A 21,609-nucleotide genomic window follows, 5' to 3' on the forward strand; every position below is an offset into this window, starting at 1 on the left:
CGGCCCGGCAGGCCGGCATCCGGCCACCCCGGCAGCCCGAGCACCGGCCGCCCCAGGAGGCCGATGCCTCGGCTGCCCGTCGTCGTGGCGATGTGCCGCTACCCGCGGTCGTCCAGCGGCCGTCCCGTCGGGCCGCTCTCGCCCGCCGGGGCCACGCTCGCGCCCGCCCAGGTGAGCGCCTTCCAGCCGTCGGTCGGTGTGCCCTCCAGGACCACCACCCCCGTGTTGGCCAACCGGTGGCCGGCGGCGAAGGGGACGTCGACGTTGTGGGCGCGGGCCGCCGCCCACATGCGGATGACGGCGCCGTGGCTGACCATCACCACGGTGCGGGCGCCGCTCGCGGCCGCCTCGGCGACGACGGCGTCGTACCGGGCGAGGACCTCGGCGCCGGTCTCGCCGCCGGGCATGCGCAGCGCGGTGTCGCCGGTCGACCAGGCGAACGCGGTCCGCATGTAGAGCGCGCCGTGCTCACCGTCGCCGGGCAGCAGTTCCAGGTCCCCGGCGGCGATCTCCCGGATGCCGTCGCGGACGAGCACGTCGAGTCCGCGCGCGGCGGCCAGCGGGGCGGCGGTGAGCTGGGTGCGCCGTAGCGTCGAGGCGTACAGGGCCTCGACGTCCTCGTCGGCGAGCACCTCGGGCAGCGCGGCCGCCTGCCGCTCGCCGAGCTCGGTCAGACCCGGCCCCGGGACGGCGGTGTCCAGTAGGGAGTCGACGTTCGTCGGGGTCTGGCCGTGGCGGACGAGGATCAGACGCATACGGGGGCCTCCGGGCTCGCGCCGGTCGAGGAACGGCCGCTTCAGGGTACCCGTGACCGTATGAGCCCAGACGTCGATCTCACCGTGCCCAAACCCGGCCACCATGTGCTCCGCGATCACCTGCTGGCCCTCGACTGCAAGCTGTTCGAGTTCACCGCCGCACGACACTGGCCCGGCGCCGAGCGCACACTGCCCCGGCTGAGCCACAGCGCCAACCACGGTCTGCTGTGGTTCGCGACGGGCGCCGTCATGGCGGCGAGCAGGACGCCCCGGGCCCGGCGGGCCGCCGCGCGCGGGCTGGCCTCGCTGAGCCTGGCCTCGCTGACGATCAACACCCTCGGCAAGCGGTCGGTGCGCCGGCCGCGGCCGCTGCTGGACCCGGTTCCGCTGGTGCGGCAGCTGAAGCGGCAGCCGATCACCACCTCGTTCCCGTCCGGCCACTCCGCGTCGGCGGCCGCGTTCGCGACCGGGGTGGCCCTGGAGTCGCCCGCCTGGGGGGCCGTCGTCGCCCCGGTCGCCTGCCTGGTGGCGCTGTCCCGGGTCTATACCGGCGCCCACTACCCGAGCGACGTGCTGGCGGGCGCGGCCCTCGGCGTGGGCGCCGCGTACGCGGTGCGGGGCATGGTGCCGACCCGTGCGCAGCTCACGCCGCCGGCCCGGCCGCGCGCCGAGGTCCCTGCGCTGCCGGAGGGCGAGGGCCTGGTGATGGTGGCGAACACCGGGTCGGCCACCTCCGACCGGGTGCGCACCCTGCTGGACGTGCTGCCGCTGGCCGAGGTCGTCGAGTGCGAGCCCGAGCAGGTACGGACCGAGCTGGAGAAGGCGGCGGCCCACGCCCGGGTCCTCGGCGTGTGCGGCGGCGACGGCACGGTGAACGCCGCGGCGGAGGTCGCCCTGCGGCACGGGCTGCCGCTGGCGGTGCTGCCCGGCGGCACCCTCAACCACTTCGCCTACGACCTGGGCGTGGAGGACGTGCGCGACCTGACCCGGGCTCTCGTGCGCGGCCACGCGGTACGGGTGGACGCGGGCCGTTTCCGCTGCGCCGAGCGGCAGGGCGTGTTCCTCAACACGTGCAGCCTGGGCGTGTATCCGGAGCTGGTGCGCGAGCGGGACCGCTGGTCGCACCGGATCGGCAGCTGGCCGGCCGGAGTGCTGGCGGCGCTGCGCGTGCTGCGCGCCGACGGGCATCCGCTGGAGGCCCGACTCGGCAGCGACGCACGGCCGTTGTGGCTGCTGTTCGCCGGCAACGGCACCTACCACCGGATGGGCCTGGACCCCGGCCGCCGCGTCGACCTCGCGGACGGCGTGCTCGACGTACGGGTGGTGCACGGCGGACGCAGGCCCGCGACGCGGCTGCTCGCCGCGGCCCTCGCGGGCCCGCTGACCCGCTCCCCCGCCCACGCGGCGGTCCAGGTGAGCCGGCTGCGGCTGACCGGCGTCGCACCGGGCACCCTCCTCGCCTACGACGGCGAAGTCACCGAGGTGCGGGGCGAGGTGACGCTGGAGAAGCTGCCGGAGGCGCTGACGGTGTACCGGCCGCTACCCGATGACTGACAGGTCGTCAGTCCATTATTCAAAACCAGCATCTCATCATTCGACATTCGAGCGTACGGTGTCACCACGACGACGAGACGAGGGGTACGCGATGTCGAAGCCGCGGGAGACGGCCGTATACACGCATGGCCACCATGAGTCGGTGCTGCGTTCGCACACCTGGCGCACCGCCGCCAACTCCGCGGCCTACCTGGTGGATTCGCTCAAGCCGGACATGCGGATCCTGGACATCGGCTGCGGTCCGGGCACGATCACCGCCGACTTCGCGGCGCTGGTCCCCGAGGGGCATGTCACGGGCGTCGACCACGCGCCGGACATCCTGGAGCGGGCCCGGGCCGCGGCCGCCGAGCGGGGCCTGACGAACGTCGACTTCGCGGTGGCCGACGTGCATGCGCTGGACTTCCCGGACGACACCTTCTGCGTGGTCCACGCCCACCAGGTGCTCCAGCACGTCGGCGACCCGGTGCAGGCGCTGCGCGAGATGCGCCGGGTGACGAGGCCGGGCGGGTTCGTCGCGGTCCGTGACGCGGACTACGCGGCCATGACCTGGTACCCGGCCTCCCCGGGCCTGGACGACTGGCTGGACCTGTACCGCCGGGTGGCACGCGCCAACGGGGGCGAGCCGGACGCGGGGCGGCGGCTGAAGTCCTGGGCGCTGCGCGCGGGGCTCACGGACATCACCGCCACCTCCAGCACCTGGACCTTCGCCACCGCCGAGGAGCGGGCCTGGTGGAGCGGCCTGTGGGCGGATCGCACGGTGGCCTCGGCCTACGCTCGGCGCGCCACGGAGGGCGGCCATGCGACCGAGGCGGAGCTGCGGGCCGCGGCGGAGGCGTGGCGGGAATGGGGAAAGCGGGAGGACGCCTGGTTCTCCGTCCTGCACGGCGAAATTATGGCCCGCAAGGAAGGCTGAAACTCGAATTTCGGGAAACCCGGTCAGCAGGAGGTTTCACAATGGTTCCCATCTTGCTGGTACTGCTTCTGGCCCTGATTCTGTTCGGCGCCGGATTCGCGGTGGAACTGCTCTGGTGGATCGCGCTGGCCGTTCTTGTCCTGTGGCTGCTGGGATTCTTCGTGCGCGGCACGACAGCCGCCGGAGGCAGGGGCCGCTGGTACAGGTGGTGAGAAGGTCCCCCGGTCGGTTACGTGTCAGTTCCGGGGGAGCAGCGGTCCGAGCGGCCCGAGGTCCAGATTCAGGTCCTCGGGCCGCAGTCCGTAGCGCTCGCGCAGCTCGGTCATGCGGTCGTCCAGCAGCATCAGCGTCAGCCCGATCCGCTCCTCCTGCTCCTCGGTGAGGTCGCCCTCGTCGAAGCGGCGCAGGGCCTGGCGCTCCATGAGCTGGCGCAGCAGCTCCACCACGGTGAGCACGAGCTTCACCAGGTCGCGCTCCACGGTGTCGGGGTCGAGGTCGAGGCGGTTGCGGGACGACGTCACGAAAGGTCTCCGAAGGGCGAGGGCACGTTCGCGTTGACCGAGCTGATCAGCGCGTTGAGGTCGATACGGACGAGGTCGACGTCCGCGATGCGCAGGGTGATGTCCCCGGTGATGACGACTCCGCCGGCCAGCAGCCGGTCGAGCAGGTCCACCAGGGCGATCTCACGGCGCTCTATGACGGTCATGGGTCTTTCCGCTCCTCCCCCGCCCGGCCGCCTTCCGCCTCGGCGCCCGTCGCCTCGCCGGTGAAGGAATAGGCCGCCCAGGGGCCGGTGAGTTCGACGCGTATTCCGGTTCCCGGGGAGTCGTCCTTCGTCCGGTCCACCAGTTCCACGAATTCCTCGCAGTCGTCCCGGGGCACCAGATAGGCGGCGTTCAGCACATTCCGTCCGGAGTCACCGGACAGCGCGGCGCTCTGCGGATTGTGCAACCGGGAATCCTCGGCGTACGAGGACAATGTCGCGTGGAGCCGCCCGGCGAATTCCACGGCCGTCTGCCAGGTGTCCTCGTGCGCCCGGGTCTGTGCGCGGCGCCGACGCAGATAGTCCCGGCCCGACGCGGGTTTTCCCGCCGCCGGGCCGGTGCCGGCTCCCCCGGCGTCCTCGGCGCCCTGTTCGACGTACACCTTCACGCCCCACTCCACCCGGCCCTCCAGCCGGTCGAGGGTGCGCAGGAAGTAGGCCTCGCGGGCCTCCATCATCGTGCGCAGGGCGCTGTCGTCCCGGAAGACGGTGGCGAGCCGCAGCGGCAGCGGTGTGGTGACGACGGTGAGCGCGTCGATCACGCCCTGGTGGGCTCTGGCCGTCTCGGTGAGCCAGTCCAGGTTCTCCAGCCGGGCGCGCAGCGGCTCCTCGGCGAAGTCCTCCTCCGGCACCGTGCTGTAGACGGCCAGCAGCCCGCGGTGGGTGAGCTGCCGGGGCGGCTGTCCGGCGACCCCGGTCAGCTGGGACTGCAGCGCCGACCGGAAGGGACGGCACACGGCGTACACGTAACGCAGTCCTGCCATCAGGCCTCCTCCTGCGGCCGGCCGGACTCCAGTTGGGCCAGCCGACCACGCAACTCGGCGTTCTCCCGGGCGAGTTCGTCGCGCCGGGCCCGCGAGGACAGGGCCGGGTCGTCCTCCCACCAGTCGATGCCCATCTCCCTCGCCTTGTCGACGGAGGCGACGATGAGGCGGAGTTTGACGGTGAGCAGTTCGATGTCGAGCAGGTTGATCCGGATGTCGCCCGCGATGATCACGCCCTTGTCGAGGACGCGTTCCAGGATGTCGGCGAGGTTGGCGCCGCCGCCCTGGCCGTAGGGCTCGGGGAGCCGGCCGGGGGTCGTCATCGACGGCCCCCGGTGCCGACGTACTCGTCCTCGGCCTCGCTGTCGATCTCCGCGTCGGCTTCGGCTTCCGCGTCCGCCTCTTCTGGCTCGTCTTCTTCTTCCTCTTCCTCATTGTCGTCCTCGTAGGCGCTCTCCGCCTCGTCCTCCCCCTCATAGCCGTCCTCGGCGTCCTCCGCTTCCTCGGAGTCCTCGAAGTCCTCGGCGTCCTCGGCGTCCTCGGCGTCCTCGGGCTTCTCCTCCTCGTAGGCCTCCTCCGGCTCCTCCGGTGCTTCCTCCGCGACCGCGTCCTCGTGGCTGACCACCACCTCGCCGTCGCGGATCTCGCCGCGCCAGCCGTCCTCCGCGGCGCCCTTCAGCGTGATGTGGCGGACGTAGTTCTTGAGGTCCAGGCGGGCCCGGCGGCCCTGGGCACGCCAGATGTTGCCGGTCTTCTCGAACAGACCCTTGGGGTAGTACTCGATCACCAGCAGCACACGGGTGAGGTTGTCGGCGAGCCGGTGGAAGGAGACGACACCCTTCGTGGTGCCCTTGGCACCCTCCGAGGTCCACCCGATCCGGTCGTCGGGCACCTGCTCGGTCGTGTGCGCCTTCCAGCTGCGGTTGGACCAGAAGACTTTCAGCTGCCAGTCGGAGGCCGTGTCGCCGGCGCGCGAGGCGTTCTTCACGCCCTTCGCGAAGGTGCTGAAGTCCTGGTACTGGGTCCACTGGTCGTAGGCGGTGCGCAGCGGGACGCCGACATCGACGTACTCGATGATGACGGTGGGCTTGCGGCCGGCTCCGCCCTTGCGCTTCCCCTTGCCGCCGCCGAGGTTCTTCAGCGCGCCGACCACGTTCTCCTTGGCGCGGGTGGCACCGACCTCCAGCGCGCCGCGCAGGGGGCCCTTGCCCTCGGCGAGCTTGCGTCCGCCGTCGAGGGCGAGACGGGCCAGTCCCGGGCTCTTGCCCTCCGCGATGTCGTTCAACTTGACCGTGGTCTCGCCGAGCCTGCGGCCCGCGCCGACGAGCAGCCGCTGCGCCTGCAGGGCGAGATACTGCTGGAGTTCGGTCTTGAGCCGGTCGGCGGCCTCGCTGCCGGCCAGTTGGCCCAGCGGGTTCGGGGCCGCGCCGCGGGCCGTGGAGGCCGCCTGTCCGAGGGGCTCGGTCATCACTCACCGCCTCCCTTCGGCAGCCGGGCGCGGGCACTGCGGGCGGCGCCCCTGGCCCCGGCGGTCTTCTTGGCCGCGGTCTTACGGGTCCCGGATCCCCCGGCGGAGGCGGGCTTCTTCTTCGCGGCGGCCTTCTTGGCGGGGGTCTTCTTGGCCGGAGCCTTCTTCGCGGCCTTCTTCGCCGCGCGCGGCTTGTCGTCCGCCTTCTTCTCCGGTTGCCGCTCCGGCTTCCGCTCCGGCGCCGCCTCCTCGCGGCCCTCCGGAGGAGCCTCGTCCTCCTCCTCGTACTCGCCCTCCTCGAACCCGAGGTCCGGTGTCTCGGGCGCCATGTCCGACAACTGGTCGCGCATCTGGGCGGTACGTCCGTGCAGACGGTCGGCGAGCGCGTCGAGCTGCCGCTCGACCATGGCCCCGGAGGCCGCCTTGCCGACTCCGCGCAGGTCCTCGCGCAGCTGGTCCCCGATCTCCTTGAACTGCGGGTTGTCCCGCAGCTGTTGCTGGGCCAGCTCCGCGAGCGCCCGCGGGCTCAGATGCATCCGCTTGCCGGCCACGAGCGTGCCGACGGCGAACGCCAGTTTCATCTTCTTCGTCCGTCCGAGGACGTATCCGGCCCCTATGGCGAGCCCCAGTCCCACTCGGTTCATCGTGCCTCCAGCCGGTCGAGGAGTTCGTCCTCACGGCGGTCGAACTCCTCATGGTCAATCTCACCCGTCTCCAACTGCTCTTCCAGTCGGGCGAGTTCGGCCCGGACAGTGGCCGGGTCGCAGTAAAGGCGCTCGGCTTCGTCCAGCACCTGTCTGATCACCCATGCGCTGCCGCGCACCGGGGCGAACGGCAGCAGCAGCACCTCCGCGAGCAGCCCCATGCCGTCACTCCCGGGCCGTGTCGGCACCGGTGACGGTGCCCGCGGGCTCCGCCGGGCCGGGCTCGACGAAGCTGTACGGCGGCAGCGGCCCGTTGACGCGCACCTCCAGGTGCGGGCGGCTCTTGCGGAGGTCCTCGGCGGCGGCCAGGAACACCTCGGCGGCGTCCCGTTCCACCAGGAACGACACGCTGGCGAGCCAGCCGGTGGACTCCGGGCCCACGCTCACCGCCGCCGCGCTCGGCTCCAGCGCGCGCCGGACGTCGGCCGCGTCCTCGGACTCGCGGGCCTTGACGGCCGCCACCACCATCTCGCCGAGCCGCAGCTTCTGCTCGTAACTTCCGCCGCCCGCCTGCCGGTTGGCCTCCGCCAGGGAACGGATCTCCGGGTTCTCGGACATCACCCGGTGCAGCACGGCCTCCTCCACGTGGGAGACCTTGACGTTGTACTCGACCTTGCCGTCCAGCGTGCGCAGGCGCTCCTGGTAGTGCTCGACGCGCTCGGCGAGCACTCCGGTGACGGCGTCGTCGTCGGGGGCGACGCTGCCGAAGCGCATGGGCAGCACGCAGGCCGCCGCGCCCGCCTCGGCGAGGACGCTCTGGTGGGCGAGCAGGTCCCGGCGCTTGGGCCGCAGCCCCTCGGGCGCGTCGCTGACGAGGGCGACCAGTTCGCCCTGCTTCAGCACGCGCACCGGACGGGGCGGGTCGCCGACGCCGGTCATGTCCTTGGGAAGTGCGGGATGCGAGCTCGCGGTGATGCCGTACACGTACGTGCTCACTCCTGCTCCTCCTTCCTGCGCGACGTGGTGGTCTTACGGGCGCGCCGGGGTTCGGCCTCGCCCTCCTCACGGGCCTGCTTGAAGGCGTCGGACACGGTCTGCGCGGCGCCGGACAGCGCCCCCTTGGACTTGCCGCGGGCTCCGGACTCGGTGATCTCGCCGACCACGTCGGGCAGGCCCGGGCTCTTGCGCGGACCGGCTTCCAGGTCCAGCCGGTTGCACGCCTCGGCGAAGCGGAGGTAGGTGTCGACGCTGGCCACGACGACCCGTACGTCGATCTTGAGGATTTCGATGCCGACGAGCGACACGCGCACGAACGCGTCGATGACGAGTCCCCGGTCGAGGACGAGTTCCAGGACGTCGTAGAGACCGCTGGAACCTCCTCCGCCGCCGGTCTGCTGTGCCGGGACAACGGTCATGCCGACCGCTCCTCCTGTTCTGGGATGGGGGTGGGTGCCGGAGGGCGGCCTAGCGGCCGCCGGGCCTGTGTGCGTCGGACCGCCCGCGTTCGTAGCGGCGGATGCGCCGGTAGCCGGTGAGCCGGCCGTGCGGGTCGAGGTCGACCTGGTAGCTCGCCAGCAGGCTCATCGTGTCGGGGACGCGGGCCAGTTCCAGGACCTCGATCTCCAACGTCCAGCCGTCCTCGGTCTGTTCGAAGGACGAGACCGTCTCGGCGGTCATGCCGGTGAGTTCGGCGAGCTGGGCGCGCGCGTGGCGCAGCACTTCCATCGAGGTCGGCCGGTCGTCCGGCCCACCCTGGTCCGGTGTGTCTGGTTCGGGTGACTTGGATGACTTGGATGCTTTGGGTGTGTTCTGTGAATTAGTCATGGGCGCCTCGAACGGCGAGTGGCCCGATGTGCGTTGGCCAAACCCGCCGGATTACGTGCTGCGCCCACCAAGCACGCCGGCCGCGCGGCGCGTCGGCCACACCGTGCCTCGGCCACACCGTGCCTCGGTCACACCGTGTCCCGGTCACACCGTGTCCCGGCAGCACCGCGTCCCCGCAGCACCGCGTCGGCGCCTCAGCCGCGCAGCGCGTTGAGCCTGCGCCGGGCCGGCCCCAGCGCCCGCCCTCGGGTCAGCACCCCGGACCAGGGGTTGGCGCGGGCCTGGTCAACGGCGTCGGCGACGGTCCACCGCCGGGCGTTCAGGCCCGGGTCGTCCAGGTCGCTCCAGGCGAGGGGGACGGCCACAGGGGCGCCGGGCCGGGCGCGGACGGTGAAGGGTACGACGGCGGTCTGCGCGTAGGCGTTGCGCTGGACGTCGAAGTAGAGGCGGTCGCCGCGGTCCTTCTTGCGGGCGGCGGTGGTGAGCCGTTCGGGGTGCGCGGCGGCCAGGGCGTCGGCGAGGTCCCGGGCGAACTCCCGTACCTCGTCGAAGTCGTGATGCCCGTTCAGCGGGACGATCACATGCAGTCCGCGGGAGCCGGTCGTCATCAGCGCCGAGGGCAGGTTCACCTCGTCCAGCAGCTCCCCGAGCAGCCGGGCCGCCTCCCGCACCCGCTCGAAATCGTCCCCCGACGGGTCGAGGTCGAAGACCATGCGGTCGGGCCGGTCCAGCCGTCCGACGCGGGAGAGCCAGCGGTGCAGGGTGATCGAGGCCTGGTCGGCGAGGAGGACGAGGGTGGCGGAGTCCTCGCAGACGGTGTGGCAGACGGTGCCGCCCTCCTTGGGCACCTCGACGCGAGCGACCCAGTCCGGATAGCTCTCGGGGGTGTTCTTCTGCATGAACCGCGGGCCGTCGACCCCGTCGGGGTGCCGCTCCAGCATCAGCGGGCGTCCCCGCAGGTGCGGCAGCATGAAGGGGGCCACGGACCGGTAGTAGTCGACCAGGTCGCCCTTGGTGTACTCCTCGGTCCCGCCGCCACCGGGGAAGAGCACCTTGTCCGGCCGGTGCACCTCGACGGTCCGCCGCCCGGCCCGTACGGTCCGTACGGCGCCGTCGCGGGTCATCGCACGACCGCCTCCTCCACCAGCAGCCGGCCGGCGGCCGCGATCGACTCGGCGTCGATGCCCGCGCCGTGCAGCTGTTCCTCGGGCGTGGCCGAGCCGGGCATCGTACGGACCGCGAGCCGCACCAGGCGCGGGACGGGGCGCCCGTCCAGGAACGCGTCGAGGACGGCGTCGCCGAGGCCGCCCTCCTCGTGGTGGTCCTCGACGCTGAGCAGGCAGCCGGTCTCCTCGGCGGCGCGGCGCAGGGTGAGCCGGTCGACGGGCTTGACCGAGTACAGGTCGATCACCCGTACCGGGATGCCCTCCCGGTCCAGCGCGTCCGCGGCGGCCAGCGCCTCGTGCACGGTGACGCCGGCGGCGACGACCGTCATCCGGTCCCGGTCGGAGGAGCGCAGCACCTTGCTGCCACCGACGGGGAACTCCTCGTCGGGGCCGTAGATCACCGGGCTCTTGCCGCGCGAGGTGCGCAGATAGCGGATGCCGTCCAGGCCGGCCATGGTGGCGACGAGCTTGGCGGTCTGGTTGGCGTCGCACGGGTAGAGCACGGTCGAGCCGTGCACGGCCCGCATCATCGCCAGGTCCTCCAGACCCATCTGCGAGGGCCCGTCCTGTCCGATGGCGACACCGGCGTGCGAGCCGACCAGGTTGATGCCCGCGCCACTGACGGAGGCCATGCGCACGAAATCGTGGGCACGGGTGAGGAAGGCCGCGAAGGTGGAGGCGTACGGCACCCAGCCCCGCGTGGCGAGCCCCACCGCCGTGGCGACCAGCTGCTGCTCGGCGATGTAGCACTCGAAGTAGCGGTCGGGGTGTTCCTTGGCGAAGAGCTCGGCGCGCGTGGAGTCGCTGACCTCGCCGTCGAGGGCGACGACGTCGCCGCGGCCGGAGCCGAGGGCGGCAAGGGCCTGGCCGTAGGCGTCCCGGGTCGCCACGTCGTCCTGCTTCTCGAAGCGGGGCAGCTCCGGATGCCCGGCGCGCACGGCGTGCAGCATGCGGGCGGCGGGCGGCTCGTGCACGTGGATGCGGGCGTCGCGTCGGCCGCCGAGTTCGGCGATGGCCCCGTCGGCGTCCTTCAGCGGCTTTCCGTGCAGGCCCTCGCGGTCCTGGACGCCCTCGACACCCTTGCCCTTGAGGGTGCGGGCGAGGATCACGGTGGGCTGTCCGGTGGTGGAGCGGGCCTCGCCGTAGGCACGGTCGATCGCGTCGACGTCGTGCCCGTCGACCTCGACGGTGTGCCAGCCGAAGGCCTGGAAGCGGCGGGCGTAGGCGTCCAGGTCGTGGCCGTGCCGGGTCGGGCCGCGCTGGCCGAGCCGGTTGACGTCGACGACGGCGGTCAGGTTGTCCAGGTGCTCGTACGCCGCGTGCTCGGCGGCCTCCCACACCGAGCCCTCGGCCAGTTCGCTGTCGCCGCACAGCACCCACACCCGGTATCCGCTGCGGTCGAGACGCTTGCCGGCGAGCGCGATGCCGACGCCGACGGGCAGTCCCTGCCCGAGCGAACCGGTGGCGGTCTCGACCCACGGCAGCCGGCGTGGCGTCGGATGCCCTTCCAGGGCGCTGCCCAGCTTGCGGAAGGTGAGCAGTTCGGCGTCGTCGACGACACCGGCCGCCTTGAAGGCGGAGTACAGCAGGGGCGTGGCATGGCCCTTGGACAGGACGAAGCGGTCGTTGCCCGGGTGGGAGGGGCGCTCGAAGTCGTAGCGGAAGTGGTTGGCGAGGAGTACGGCCATCAGGTCGGCGGCGGACATGGAGGACGTGGGGTGCCCCGACCCCGCGGCGGCGGAGGCGCGCACGCTGTCCACGCGCAACTGCTGTCCCAGTTCGACGAGTTCACCGGTGTTCATGAGTCTCCTTCCGCGGGACGGTCGGGGCGCTTGACAGGGCCCGGCGCTTTCGTGGGCTCGCCGCCGGGCTGATTCTTCGCGGGCTCACCACCCGGCTGATTCTTCGCGGGCTCACCACCCGGCTGATTCTTCGCAGGCTCATCGCCCGACTGGTTCTTCGCGGGCTCACCGCCCGGCTGGTCCTTCGCAGGCTCCGCAGTGGACACGTCGACCGCCCCTTTCTCCGGCTTCTCCGCCTTCTCCGCCTTCTCCGCCTTCTCCGGCTTCTCCGGCTTCTCCGGCTTCTCCGGTTTCCCCGGCACTCGCGCCAGCTCCGGCGACGCCGTGTCCAGCGGCACCGACCATTCCCGTACGAGACCCAACTGGACGGCCTGGCGCGGGAGTACGGCGTCCAGGAGCCAGTCGGCGGCGACCCGGACCCGGTTGCCGGGCATCGCCGCGAGGTGGTAGCCGCGGGTGACCGCGCCGGCGGCGATGCCGGACAGGGGGACGCCGAGCGGGTTGGCGGCGGCCTTGACGCCGCCGAGGTCGACGACGAAGCCCATGTCGCGGTGGCGGTAGGCGCGGCGTTCGCCGCCGATGCCGAGCGAGGCGGCGACGTTGCGGGCCGCCACCTTGCCCTGTCGCCAGGCGTGTTGGGCGGTCATCGGCGTGTACTGGCCCGGCTTCTCCAGGTCCGGTACGGCGGCGGCGTCACCGCACGCGAACAGCTCGGGGCGGCCCGGCACCTGGAGGTGCGGGTCGACCAGCAGCCGGCCGCGTTCCATGGGCAGCCCGAGGGACTCGGCGAGCGGGTCGGGCCGTACGCCGACGCACCACACCAGGGTGCGGGTGTCCACGAACTCGCCGTCGGTGAGCAGGACTCCGTCGGGCGTGGCCTCCTTCACGGAGGTGCCCATCCGTACGTCGACGCCCCTCTGGCGCAGCACCCGGTCGGCGGTGCGGGAGAGCTTCTCGTCCAGTTCGGGCAGGACCCGGTCGGCGACGTCGAGCAGCAGCCAGCGCGGCCGCATGCCCGTGCGCAGGGGGTGCTTGCGCACCTGCGCGTCGGTGAACAGCTGTCCCTGCGCGGCGACCTCGGTACCGGTGTAGCCGGCGCCGACCACCACGAACGTGCAGCGCGCGGCGCACTTCTCCGGGGCGTCGGCGGAGGCCGCCAGCTCCACCTGACGGGTCACGTGGTCGCGCAGGTACAGCGCCTCGGGCAGGCCGCGGAAGCCGTGGGCGTGCTCGGCGACACCGGGGATGGGCAGCAGCTTGTTGACGCTGCCCGCGGCGAGCACCAGCCGGTCGTAGCCGAGCGTGCCGCTCTCCCCCTCCGGGCCGGTGTAGTGCACGGTGTGCCCGTCGAGGTCGATGGCGTCCGCCTCGCCGAGCACCAGCCGTACGCGGGGCAGGGTGCCGGAGAGCGAGACGGTCACCCGGCGGGGTTCCAGGATGCCGGCCGCGACCTGGGGCAGCAGGGGCAGGTACAGGAAGTAGTCGGTGGGGTTCAGCAGGGTGATGTCGGCCCGGTGGCGGGTCAGCCGGGACAGGGTGCGGGCGGTTTGGTATCCGGCGAATCCAGCACCGACGATCACGATGCGGGGTCGGCTCACGGTGCGCCTCCGGCGTTGTCGATGGCCCGTTCGCCCACGGGCGCTTCAGTCGCTGTCGCGTACCTCGGGAGCCTTCCGCGTCCCCCTGGCCAGGGCCCCCAAACGTGATCCGGTTTCCGGCCGGGCCGTCGGGTACTCGGAACCGCGACCGACCCCCATCCAGTTCGGCGAACCATGCGGAGGTACACGCCATGCCCGAATACGGCTACTTTCTGTCGTGCGAGGAGTTCGGCCCGGCGGACCTCGTCGAACAGGCGCGGATGGCCGAACAGGCCGGATTCCGGTCGTTGTGGATCTCCGACCACTACCACCCCTGGAACGACGCCCAGGGACAGAGCCCGTTCGTGTGGTCGGTGATCGGCGCGATCTCCGAGGCGGTGTCGCTGCCGATCGAGACGGCGGTGACCTGCCCGACCGTGCGGATCCACCCGGCGGTGATCGCGCAGGCCGCGGCCACCGCCTCGGTGATGACCAACGGCGGCTTCCGTCTCGGCGTGGGCACCGGTGAGGCCCTCAACGAGCACATCCTCGGCCATGTCTGGCCGCCCGCGCACGTACGCCTGGAGATGCTGGAGGAGTCGATCCAGGTGATGCGCCGGCTGTTCACCGGCGAGGAGGTCAGCCACTACGGCACCCACTACCGGGTGGAGAACGCCCGCCTCTACACCGTTCCCGACGAGCCCGTCCCCATCGACATCTCCGGTTTCGGCCCGGCGGCGACGGCGCTCGCGGCGCGGGTGGGCGACGGCTACATCACGATGATGCCCGACGAGGACATGGTGACCCAGTTCCGCAAGGGCGGCGGGGGCGCCAAGCCGGTCAGCGGCGGCACCAAGGTCTGCTACGGCACCGACCGCGAGGAGGCCGTGCGCACCGTGCACCGGCTGTGGTCCAACCAGTTGCTGCCGGGCGAGATGGGCCAGATCCTGCCCTCGCCCAGGCACTTCGAGCAGTTGGAGTCGCTGGTCACCGAGGAGATGGTGCGCGAGAAGTCGGTGTGCGGGGACGACGTCGACGAGCACGTGGCGGCGCTGTCCGCGTTCGCCGACGCGGGCTTCGACCGGGTCTACGTCAATCAGATCGGCCCCGACCAGCGCGGCTTCTTCGACTTCTACCGTACGAAGGTCCTGCCGCAGCTCCAGCAGGGGTGACCGTGAAACTCGGCCGGCCTGCCGTCTCGGTGTACACGGTGCCGACGGACGCCCCCGAGGCCGACGGCACCCTGTCCTGGGACAGTACGACGATGGTGATCGCCGAGGTCGCGGCGGGGGACGCGACCGGAACGGGCTGGACGTACGGTCCGCCGTCGGTCGGCGGCTTCCTGCGCGAGGAGCTCGCCCAGGTGGTCGAGGGCCGCGACGCGCTGGACATCCCGGCCGTGCACGAGGCGATGTGCCGGTCCGTGCGGAACGCGGGCCGGCCCGGCGTCGCCGCCTGCGCGGTCTCGGCGGTGGACATCGCGCTGTGGGACCTGAAGGCCCGGCTGCTCGAACTGCCCATGGCGCGGCTGCTGGGCACGGCCCGCACCACGGTCCCGGTGTACGGCAGCGGGGGCTTCACGACGTACCACGACACGCATCTGGAGGCCCAGTTGGGCGGCTGGGTGCACGGGCAGGGCATCCCGCGCGTCAAGATCAAGATCGGCGAGTCCTGGGGCCGGGCCGTCGCCCGGGACCTGGCCCGGGTCCGTACGGCGCGCCAGGTCATCGGCTCCGGGGCGGAGTTGTACGTCGACGCGAACGGCGCCTACACGCGCAAGCAGGCGGTACGGGTGGGTCGTGCCCTCGACGGAGAGGGTGTCGGCTGGTTCGAGGAGCCGGTCTCCTCGGACGACCTGACGGGTCTGCGGCTGGTCCGGGACACGGTGGCGTGCGAGGTGACGGCGGGCGAGTACGGCTATGACCTTCCCTACTTCGCCCGCATGGTCGCGGCCGGGGCCGTCGACTGTCTGCAGATCGACGCGACCCGGTGCGGCGGTCTGACCGAGTTCCTCCGCGCCGCGGCCCTCGCCCAGGCCCACGGCCTGGAGGTCTCCGCCCACTGCGCCCCGCACGCCCACGCGGCGGTGGCCGCCGCGGTTCCCAACCTGCGGCACATCGAGTGGTTCCACGACCACGTCCGCATCGAGGACATGTTCTTCGACGGCGCCCTGGACCCCACGGGAGGCGTCGTGCGCCCCCTCGGCGGGCTGGGGCACGGGCTGGCGCTACGGGCCGAGGAGGTGCGGGAGTACCGGGTGGCGTGAGGGTCCGGGTCCGCCGCGGCCCGGGGGGTCCGGGTCCGCCGCGGCCCGGGGGGTCCGGATCCGCCGCGGCCCGGGGGGTCCGGATCCGCCGCGGCCCGGGGGGCGTGAGGGTCCGGGTCCGCCGCGGTCACGGGTTCAGGTCCGCCGCGACACCGCCCGTACCCCTGCGGTCACCGCGAGCCCCAGCCCTCCGGCCACCGCCGCCATGCCCACGCGCCCCCGGTTGCGGGAGATCCAGTTCTGCGGTCCGGCGCTGACCGCCTCGTCGTCGAAGCGGCCGTGCGCGCCGAAGTCCCGGCCGTGCGGGCCGTCCGCGGGGGTCCACAGGTTGCCGGGGCCGTGGTGCTCGCCCTCGTCCCGCTGGGCGGCGAACGCGTTCCGTGCGAGGTAGCGGTCCAGGAAGCCGGGCAGGACCGCGTTGACGACCAGCGTGGCCGCCGTGGAGCCGCCGACCCAGTACTCCCGCCGTCGGCCGTGGCCCGCCGCGTGCACGATCGCCCGCGCCGCCACCTCCGGCTGGTAGACCGGCGCGACCGGCCTGGCCCGCCCCGGCATGCGACTCAACACCCATTCGAACTGAGGGGTGTTGACGGCGGGCAGCTGCACCATCGTGGTACGGACCCCGCTGCCCGTGTGCAGCAGCTCGCACCGCAGCGACTCGTGGAAGCCCTGGATGGCGTGCTTGGCCCCGCAGTAGGCGGACTGGAGCGGCACGCCCCGGTAGGCGAGTGCGGAACCGACCTGGACGACGGTGCCCCGGTCGCGCGGCAGCATGTGGCGCAGCGCGGCCCGGGTGCCGAACACATAGCCCAGGTAGGTCACTTCGGTCACCCGTCGGAACTCGTCCGGGGTGATCTCGGTGAACGGTGCGAAGATCCCGGCGAAGGCGTTGTTGACCCAGACGTCGATCCGGCCGAACGTGTCGACGACCTTCTGCGCCGCGTCCTCCACGGCCTTGGGGTCGGCCATGTCGACGCAGACGACCAGGGCCTCACCGCCGGCCCGCTGCACCTCGTCCGCCGCCGCGGCCAGTCCCTCGCGCCCGCGGGCCAGTAGGGCGACCCGGTCGCCCCGGGCGGCGAAGGCCAGGGCCGTGGCCCGCCCCACGCCGCCGCTGGCCCCGGTGACGACGACGGCCCTGCGCCGCCGGGGCAGGGCGTCCTCCCAGTGCCGGCCCACCGCGCGTCACGCCCGGTGGTGGGGCTGCTCGGGGTCGATGTCGTCGGGTTTCGGCGGGTCCGCGGCGCCCGGGGTGCCGGGTGCGGTGGGCGGCATCGGCGGGTACGACATGCCGAGGCCGCTCGGCGGCGCGACCGGCGGGGTGCTGCCGATGGGCTGCCCGGGGGACGCCGCGAGTTCGGCCTCGCGCTCGGACGTGGGCCGGGACGCGGAGGGCCGGGCGGCGCCGCGCAGGACGTAGGCCACGACGCCGAGGACCGCGGCGGTGATCAGCGCGGCGGCCCAGTCGGGCAGGGCGAGGGCCAGGGCCAGGCCGAGGGCGAGCGCGAGGGCCGCGCCCGCGTACAGGGCGACGGTGCCGGACGCGGCGTACAGCATCGCGGTGCGGCGCTGCTTGCGGGTCTGGCGGCGCAGCTCGTCGCGCACGGTCTCGCGCGCCACCTGCGCCAGTTCGTCGACCAGGTGCTTGTCGAGATGCTCAAGGTGATCCAAGCGTTCCATGGCCGCCGGGTACCCGTACGCGCGTACGGGTAACGCGGCGGGTGACGGCCGGATACCGGCGCGTAGCGGCCCGGCCCCCGGGTACCCGGCCCGCTCGCAAGCTTCTGTCCGGGCAAGTGAATCCAGGGAAGAGAAGAGGATGACCGAACGAACCGACGTCGTGGAGCTGCTCAAGGGGCAGCACACGCGGATCCGGGAACTGCTCGACGAGGTGGCGGCCACCAAGGGCGACGAGCGCAAGCGCAGCTTCCATGAGCTCGTCCGGCTCCTCGCGGTGCACGAGACCGCGGAGGAGGAGGTCGTCCATCCCTTCGCCCGCCGGAACATCGACGGCGGCGAGCTGGTCGTGAAGGACCGTATCGAGGAGGAGGAGAAGGCCAAGCGGGTGCTGTCCGAGCTGGACGACATGGACCCCGACTCGCCGGAGTTCCTCGACAAGTTCGCGGGCCTGCGCAAGGACGTGCTGGCGCATGCCGAGGCCGAGGAGAAGTACGAGTTCGCGCACTTCAGCCGGGTCGCCGACCGCGGGAAGCTGGAGAACCTGGCTCGCGCGGTGCAGGCGGCCGAGGCGCTGGCGCCGACCCGCCCGCACCCGGGCACCGACACCGCGTTGAAGAACGTGGCGGTGGGCCCGATGGCCGCGGTCGTCGACCGCACCCGGGACGCCATACGCAAGGCCATGGGCTGAGGTGTGACGAGGGCGGGGAGATCGAGCGAAACGATCTCCCCGCCCTCTCTGCCCCTACTAGGCTCGGACACATGGAGATTCTGGGAGCCACGCTGCGCGTCTGCGTCGACGACCTGGAAGCCGCCGTCCCGTTCTACGAACGGCTGGCGGGCGGCCCGGCCCTGCGCTTCGAGCGCGGCGGTGTGCAGGTGGCGGCCGTCGGCTGCTTCCTGCTGATGAGCGGCCCGGAGGCGGAGCTGGAGGTGCTGCGCAAGGTCGCCGCGACGATCGCCGTCAAGGACGTCGAGGAGACCTGCCGGGTGCTCACCGAGCTGGGCGCGCGGGTGATCGCGGGCCCGGTTCCCACCCCGGCGGGCCGCAACCTGATCGCGATGCATCCGGACGGCGCCATCTACGAGTACGTGGACCGTCAGGCCTGACCGAGGGGCGCCACCACGACGTCGGTCAGCAGCGTTCCCGCCGTGCCCTCCGGGTCGAGGTCGAGGTCGGGGTCGTGGATGGTGAGTTGAGGCCGACGCAGTGCGGTGAGGCGAGCAACGGCCGGAGCAGTTCGACGAGTTCGTCGCGGAGCAGCCGTCCGGGTTGGGGCTGTCGACGGCCGGCATGACGCTCGGGTCGAGGACGCCCGCGTCCAAGTGGACCCGGAATCAGGCCACTTCCGGATGCGCGAAGGTGTCCGCGGTGGCGCGGGCGAGGGTGTCGGCGCCCCATTCGCGCAGCTCGCCGACGATGACGACGGGGAACTCCCCGGCCCGCACATGCCGTTCGATCCGGTCGGCGAGCTTGTGCGTGTAGGCGGCGAGGGCTACGGCGTTGAAGACCCCGTCGCCGTCCTGCCGCTCCCCCGGTCGTACCGCGGCGGCACCACGACCCCGCCCTCCAGCGCCCGCAGCCTCTGGACGATCCGCTGCTCACGCAGGGCGCCGGCGAGCTTGTAGCAGCCGGGGGCGGGCGGGCGCGGGCCCAGGTTGGAGGGGGCGTCGAGCACCACGTTGGTCCGCATGCGGTTCATCTGGCCGACCGGGAGCCCGGACCTCAACGGAAATCAGCCGGGCCTGCGCATCTCGGTGGTGAGCGCCCAGCGTTCGTGGTCGCGCCAGGCGCCGCCGATGTAGAGCATGTTGGGCGAGAAGCCCTCCAGACGGAATCCGCAGGAGCGGGCGAGGGCGATCGAGGCGGAGTTGGCGGGCTGCACGTTGATCTCCAGCCGGTGCAGCCGCATCGGGCCGAACGCGTGGTCCACGACGAGGTTCAGTCCCTCGCGCATGAGCCCCCGCCCGGCGGCGTGCGCGAAGGCGCCGTAGCCCAGGGCTCCGCACCGGAACGCGCCCTCGACGATGTTGTTGATGTTGATGAACCCGGCGAGGGACCCGCCGTCCCCCTTCTCGCACACCAGGAACCCGGCCTTGGTCGGGTCCTCGATCAGCCGCCCCGCGTAGTCGGCGTAGGCCGGCGCGCTGTCCGGCGGGTACAGCCACGGCTGGTGCAGCTCCTTGCTCTCCCGCGCGCGGGCGGTGAACTCGGCGGCGTCGTCGTGGGTGAAGGGGCGGATGCCCACGCGGGGGCCTTCGGCGAGGTAGCGGGACGGTATGTGCGGCATCCGGACAGCGTACGGCCGGTCAGTTGCGCCGCTTCATGAAGTACGCCCCGCACACCGCCCCGACCAGGGCCGTGGCCAGCAGGGCCATCCACAGGGGCAGGGTCACCTCGGGGATCAGCAGCCGGATCTTGGTGTCGCGGGTGTTCTCGAAGATGAAGATCAGGGCGAGGACGGCCAGCAGCAGCACGCCGATCCGGGCGGGCGTGAACGCCGACGTCCGCCCGCCGGCCTTGCCGCGGCTCTCGGAGGTCTTCGGACTCATGGCTCCAGGGTGCGCCCGAATCCGCGATCACGCACGGTGAGGCTCACCCGCCGACGACCGGCAGCCGGAGCACGCCGGTGTCCTCGGGCGCGCTGACCACGGTGACCGGCTTGATCCCCCGGTTGCCGAAGTAGGCGTCGTCACTGGCGGCGACCACGAACCGCAGGCGGTGGCCCTTCTCGTACCGGTGGACGATGCCCGGCAGGGTCACGGTGAAGCTCTTGGTCACGTCGGGCACGCGGACGGGCGCGACCAGCCGGTGCACGAGCGTCCTGCTGCCGTCGGGGGCGATGTCGTAGAGCTTGGCGAAGAGGACCAGGCGGTCGGCGGCGTCGCCCGAGTTCTGGGTGCGCTCCGCCTTCGGGGACACGACCTTCAGGGTGGCCCGGGGCGCGCCCACGACGTCGGTGGCGCGGGCGAGGGGCTCACTGGTCCAGCCGAGGTAGGTGCCCTTGGTGTCGTACGGCGCCGGATCGGGCAGTCCGATCATCCCGGCCAGGGAGCTCTCCGAGTGGCTGGTCGGGATCAGCCAGTTGGTGTAGGTGCGGCTGCCGCGCGCGACCTTGCTGCGGTTGTCGACGAGTTTGCCGTCGCCGGAGAGGTAGAGCTTCCGGCTGAGGGCGGGGAGCCGGTCGGCGGTGGCGTAGGCGGACGCCGGGTCGTCGGTCCAGTCGCGGTAGTACGCGAAGGCCGGGCCCGTGTCGACGTTCTTCTTGCCCAGGTAGCGGTCGAACCAGGCGAGGATGCGCCGGCCGACGTAGCTGGTCTCCACATTGCCCTGGCCGAGGCTGAGTTCACCGGCAACCTGGCCGCCGCTGTGCCCCCAGGACTGCCAGATCATCTTGGTGGGGGTGCCCTGCGCCTTGAGCGTCTTGTACGTGGCCGTCGCCTCGTTGAGGTTGAACAGGCTGTCGGCCTGGCCCTGGACGAGGAGCGTGGGTGCCTTGACGCGGCTCAGGTACGACACCGGCGAGACGCTGCGCGCGTAGGCGAGCAGCCGTGCGGTCTCCTCGGCCGGGTAGCGGCCGGAGTTGAGGGTGCGGACGGTGTCGCAGGCCGGGGAGACGAAGTGCAGGCAGGCGAGGGAGTTGATGCGGGAGGGGTCGAGGCCGGGCGCCAGCAGGGTCTGGCCCTCGCCGATGAGGTAGAAGCCGTTGGCCCACTGCCATTTGAAGGCGCCGGGCACGCCGTCGGCGCCGACGGCGTTGTTGGGGTCGAGGGAGTAGGCCAGGTCGTGCCAGGTGATCATCGGTACGAGGGCGTCGACGCGTGGGTCGACAGCCGCCGTGGCGAGCTGGACGGCGCCGCCGTAGGAGCCGCCGATCATGCCGAGGCGCGGGTCGCCGGCGGCGTCGAGGGTGACGAAGTCGGCGGTGGTGCCGTCGTCGGCGGAGCGCTTGCCGCCGAGGAAGTCGACGAGCTGGGAGGCCGCGGCTCCGTCGATCGCCGGGTCGTCCAGGGAGATGAGGCAGCCGGAGCGGCCGAAGCCGAGTCCGGAGTAGACGAGCGAGACGTATCCGCGCTGGGCGAAGGCCTTGCCGATGGCGTCGGTGGAGCCGTCGGACTTGCTGCCGCCGAAGCCGTTGGTGGCGAGCACGGCGGGTGCGGGGTGCTCGCGGTCGACGCCGGTGGGCCGGTAGAGGTCGGCGTCGACGGCGCAGGTGCGGTCGCCCGCCCGGACGGTGAACTTCAGGGCGGTGACGGTGTACTGGCCGGTCGCGGTGGCGGCCGGTGCGGTGAGCGCCAGCGGTGCGCTGAGCGCGGCGCCGAGGAGGACAGCGAGCGGGGCTCGGAATCCGGGCACGCGTCGGGACACGAAGACCTCCACAGTGAGGACCCACACGGGGACGGCCCCGCCTACCGACCAGTTGGTACTGGCCGGT

Annotated in this window: 26 protein-coding genes and 1 pseudogene; 7 read left to right on the plus strand and 20 right to left on the minus strand. The window is 72.4% G+C overall.

The genetic code is table 11. The features are described 5' to 3' along the window. Nucleotides 1–98: 98 nt before the first annotated feature. Entirely contained in the window at nt 99–755 is a 657-nt protein-coding gene (locus ICC28_RS23360) for a histidine phosphatase family protein (protein WP_188290640.1), read from the minus strand. Between the two features lie 60 nt (nt 756–815). On the opposite strand from ICC28_RS23360, the gene ICC28_RS23365 reads away from it, so the two are divergent. From ICC28_RS23365 to ICC28_RS23375, 3 genes are all read left to right on the plus strand, one after another. Continuing rightward, entirely contained in the window at nt 816–2,309 is a 1,494-nt protein-coding gene (locus ICC28_RS23365) for a bifunctional phosphatase PAP2/diacylglycerol kinase family protein (RefSeq protein WP_188290641.1), read from the plus strand. Nucleotides 2,310–2,400: 91 nt separating this feature from the next. After that, nucleotides 2,401–3,222, plus strand: a complete 822-nt coding sequence (locus tag ICC28_RS23370) for a methyltransferase domain-containing protein (RefSeq protein WP_188290642.1) — start codon at nt 2,401–2,403, stop codon at nt 3,220–3,222. A gap of 41 nt (nt 3,223–3,263) precedes the next feature. After that, nucleotides 3,264–3,434 (plus strand): hydrophobic protein, encoded by a 171-nt coding sequence (locus ICC28_RS23375; protein WP_188290643.1) that lies wholly within the window; start codon nt 3,264–3,266, stop codon nt 3,432–3,434. 24 nt (nt 3,435–3,458) lie between these two features. On the opposite strand, the gene ICC28_RS23380 is transcribed toward ICC28_RS23375, so the two are convergent. From ICC28_RS23380 to ICC28_RS23440, 13 genes are all read right to left on the minus strand, one after another. Then, complete coding sequence (locus ICC28_RS23380; RefSeq protein WP_188290644.1) at nt 3,459–3,743, minus strand: gas vesicle protein K; 285 nt, start codon at nt 3,741–3,743, stop codon at nt 3,459–3,461. After that, entirely contained in the window at nt 3,740–3,928 is a 189-nt protein-coding gene (locus ICC28_RS23385) for a gas vesicle protein (protein WP_188290645.1), read from the minus strand. The genes ICC28_RS23380 and ICC28_RS23385 overlap by 4 nt, the downstream gene beginning before the upstream one ends. Beyond that, nucleotides 3,925–4,749 carry a GvpL/GvpF family gas vesicle protein gene (locus ICC28_RS23390; RefSeq protein WP_188290646.1) on the minus strand — a complete coding sequence of 275 codons (825 nt, stop codon included), beginning with the start codon at nt 4,747–4,749 and terminating at the stop codon, nt 3,925–3,927. Before ICC28_RS23390 ends, ICC28_RS23385 begins: the two co-directional genes overlap by 4 nt. Next, complete coding sequence (locus ICC28_RS23395) at nt 4,749–5,072, minus strand: gas vesicle protein (RefSeq protein ID WP_188290647.1); 324 nt, start codon at nt 5,070–5,072, stop codon at nt 4,749–4,751. Before ICC28_RS23395 ends, ICC28_RS23390 begins: the two co-directional genes overlap by 1 nt. Then, nucleotides 5,069–6,217: an SRPBCC family protein gene (locus ICC28_RS23400; RefSeq protein ID WP_188290648.1), complete on the minus strand. Its 1,149-nt coding sequence runs from the start codon at nt 6,215–6,217 to the stop codon at nt 5,069–5,071. Before ICC28_RS23400 ends, ICC28_RS23395 begins: the two co-directional genes overlap by 4 nt. Beyond that, entirely contained in the window at nt 6,217–6,861 is a 645-nt protein-coding gene (locus ICC28_RS23405; protein WP_188290649.1) for a DNA primase, read from the minus strand. Before ICC28_RS23405 ends, ICC28_RS23400 begins: the two co-directional genes overlap by 1 nt. Next, the gene (locus ICC28_RS23410) at nt 6,858–7,082 is read right to left on the minus strand and encodes a gas vesicle protein GvpG (RefSeq protein ID WP_188290650.1); all 225 of its coding nucleotides are present in this window, start codon (nt 7,080–7,082) and stop codon (nt 6,858–6,860) included. The genes ICC28_RS23405 and ICC28_RS23410 overlap by 4 nt, the downstream gene beginning before the upstream one ends. A gap of 4 nt (nt 7,083–7,086) precedes the next feature. Beyond that, nucleotides 7,087–7,857, minus strand: a complete 771-nt coding sequence (locus tag ICC28_RS23415) for a GvpL/GvpF family gas vesicle protein (protein WP_188290651.1) — start codon at nt 7,855–7,857, stop codon at nt 7,087–7,089. After that, nucleotides 7,854–8,276, minus strand: a complete 423-nt coding sequence (locus ICC28_RS23420) for a gas vesicle structural protein GvpA (protein WP_188290652.1) — start codon at nt 8,274–8,276, stop codon at nt 7,854–7,856. Before ICC28_RS23420 ends, ICC28_RS23415 begins: the two co-directional genes overlap by 4 nt. A 49-nt stretch (nt 8,277–8,325) precedes the next feature. After that, nucleotides 8,326–8,685 (minus strand): gas vesicle protein, encoded by a 360-nt coding sequence (locus ICC28_RS23425; protein WP_188290653.1) that lies wholly within the window; start codon nt 8,683–8,685, stop codon nt 8,326–8,328. Between the two features lie 194 nt (nt 8,686–8,879). Then, nucleotides 8,880–9,809: a non-homologous end-joining DNA ligase gene (ligD, locus tag ICC28_RS23430; protein WP_188290654.1), complete on the minus strand. Its 930-nt coding sequence runs from the start codon at nt 9,807–9,809 to the stop codon at nt 8,880–8,882. After that, nucleotides 9,806–11,653 carry a transketolase gene (locus ICC28_RS23435; RefSeq protein ID WP_188290655.1) on the minus strand — a complete coding sequence of 616 codons (1,848 nt, stop codon included), beginning with the start codon at nt 11,651–11,653 and terminating at the stop codon, nt 9,806–9,808. The genes ligD and ICC28_RS23435 overlap by 4 nt, the downstream gene beginning before the upstream one ends. Next, nucleotides 11,650–13,251 (minus strand): NAD(P)/FAD-dependent oxidoreductase, encoded by a 1,602-nt coding sequence (locus ICC28_RS23440; RefSeq protein WP_188290656.1) that lies wholly within the window; start codon nt 13,249–13,251, stop codon nt 11,650–11,652. Before ICC28_RS23440 ends, ICC28_RS23435 begins: the two co-directional genes overlap by 4 nt. Nucleotides 13,252–13,442: 191 nt before the next feature. On the opposite strand from ICC28_RS23440, the gene ICC28_RS23445 reads away from it, so the two are divergent. Beyond that, nucleotides 13,443–14,402: an LLM class F420-dependent oxidoreductase gene (locus ICC28_RS23445; RefSeq protein WP_188290657.1), complete on the plus strand. Its 960-nt coding sequence runs from the start codon at nt 13,443–13,445 to the stop codon at nt 14,400–14,402. 2 nt (nt 14,403–14,404) lie between these two features. Further along, on the plus strand, nt 14,405–15,496 hold the full coding sequence (locus tag ICC28_RS23450; protein ID WP_188290658.1) for an enolase C-terminal domain-like protein: 1,092 nt from the start codon (nt 14,405–14,407) through the stop codon (nt 15,494–15,496). A gap of 135 nt (nt 15,497–15,631) precedes the next feature. Here the strand turns inward: ICC28_RS23450 and ICC28_RS23455 are convergent, their stop codons facing one another. Both ICC28_RS23455 and ICC28_RS23460 read right to left on the minus strand, forming a co-directional pair. Then, on the minus strand, nt 15,632–16,675 hold the full coding sequence (locus ICC28_RS23455; RefSeq protein WP_188290659.1) for an SDR family oxidoreductase: 1,044 nt from the start codon (nt 16,673–16,675) through the stop codon (nt 15,632–15,634). Nucleotides 16,676–16,681: 6 nt separating this feature from the next. Continuing rightward, complete coding sequence (locus ICC28_RS23460; RefSeq protein WP_188290660.1) at nt 16,682–17,176, minus strand: phage holin family protein; 495 nt, start codon at nt 17,174–17,176, stop codon at nt 16,682–16,684. A gap of 139 nt (nt 17,177–17,315) precedes the next feature. On the opposite strand from ICC28_RS23460, the gene ICC28_RS23465 reads away from it, so the two are divergent. Then, nucleotides 17,316–17,864: a hemerythrin domain-containing protein gene (locus tag ICC28_RS23465; protein ID WP_188290661.1), complete on the plus strand. Its 549-nt coding sequence runs from the start codon at nt 17,316–17,318 to the stop codon at nt 17,862–17,864. A gap of 71 nt (nt 17,865–17,935) precedes the next feature. Continuing rightward, entirely contained in the window at nt 17,936–18,283 is a 348-nt protein-coding gene (locus ICC28_RS23470; protein ID WP_188290662.1) for a VOC family protein, read from the plus strand. Here the strand turns inward: ICC28_RS23470 and ICC28_RS23475 are convergent. From ICC28_RS23475 to ICC28_RS23490, 4 genes and pseudogenes are all read right to left on the minus strand, one after another. Further along, nucleotides 18,274–18,867 (minus strand): annotated as a pseudogene (locus ICC28_RS23475) (hypothetical protein). The gene ICC28_RS23470 and the pseudogene ICC28_RS23475 overlap by 10 nt on opposite strands. 42 nt (nt 18,868–18,909) lie before the next feature. After that, entirely contained in the window at nt 18,910–19,464 is a 555-nt protein-coding gene (locus tag ICC28_RS23480; RefSeq protein ID WP_188290663.1) for a GNAT family N-acetyltransferase, read from the minus strand. 19 nt (nt 19,465–19,483) lie between these two features. Next, nucleotides 19,484–19,726, minus strand: a complete 243-nt coding sequence (locus ICC28_RS23485; protein WP_188290664.1) for a LapA family protein — start codon at nt 19,724–19,726, stop codon at nt 19,484–19,486. 43 nt (nt 19,727–19,769) lie between these two features. After that, nucleotides 19,770–21,542, minus strand: coding sequence for a CocE/NonD family hydrolase (locus tag ICC28_RS23490; protein ID WP_317454075.1), 1,773 nt, complete (start codon nt 21,540–21,542; stop codon nt 19,770–19,772). Nucleotides 21,543–21,609 lie beyond the last annotated feature (67 nt).

Source organism: Streptomyces sp. TRM68416 (assembly GCF_014596915.1).
Taxonomy (GTDB): Bacteria; Actinomycetota; Actinomycetes; order Streptomycetales; family Streptomycetaceae; genus Streptomyces.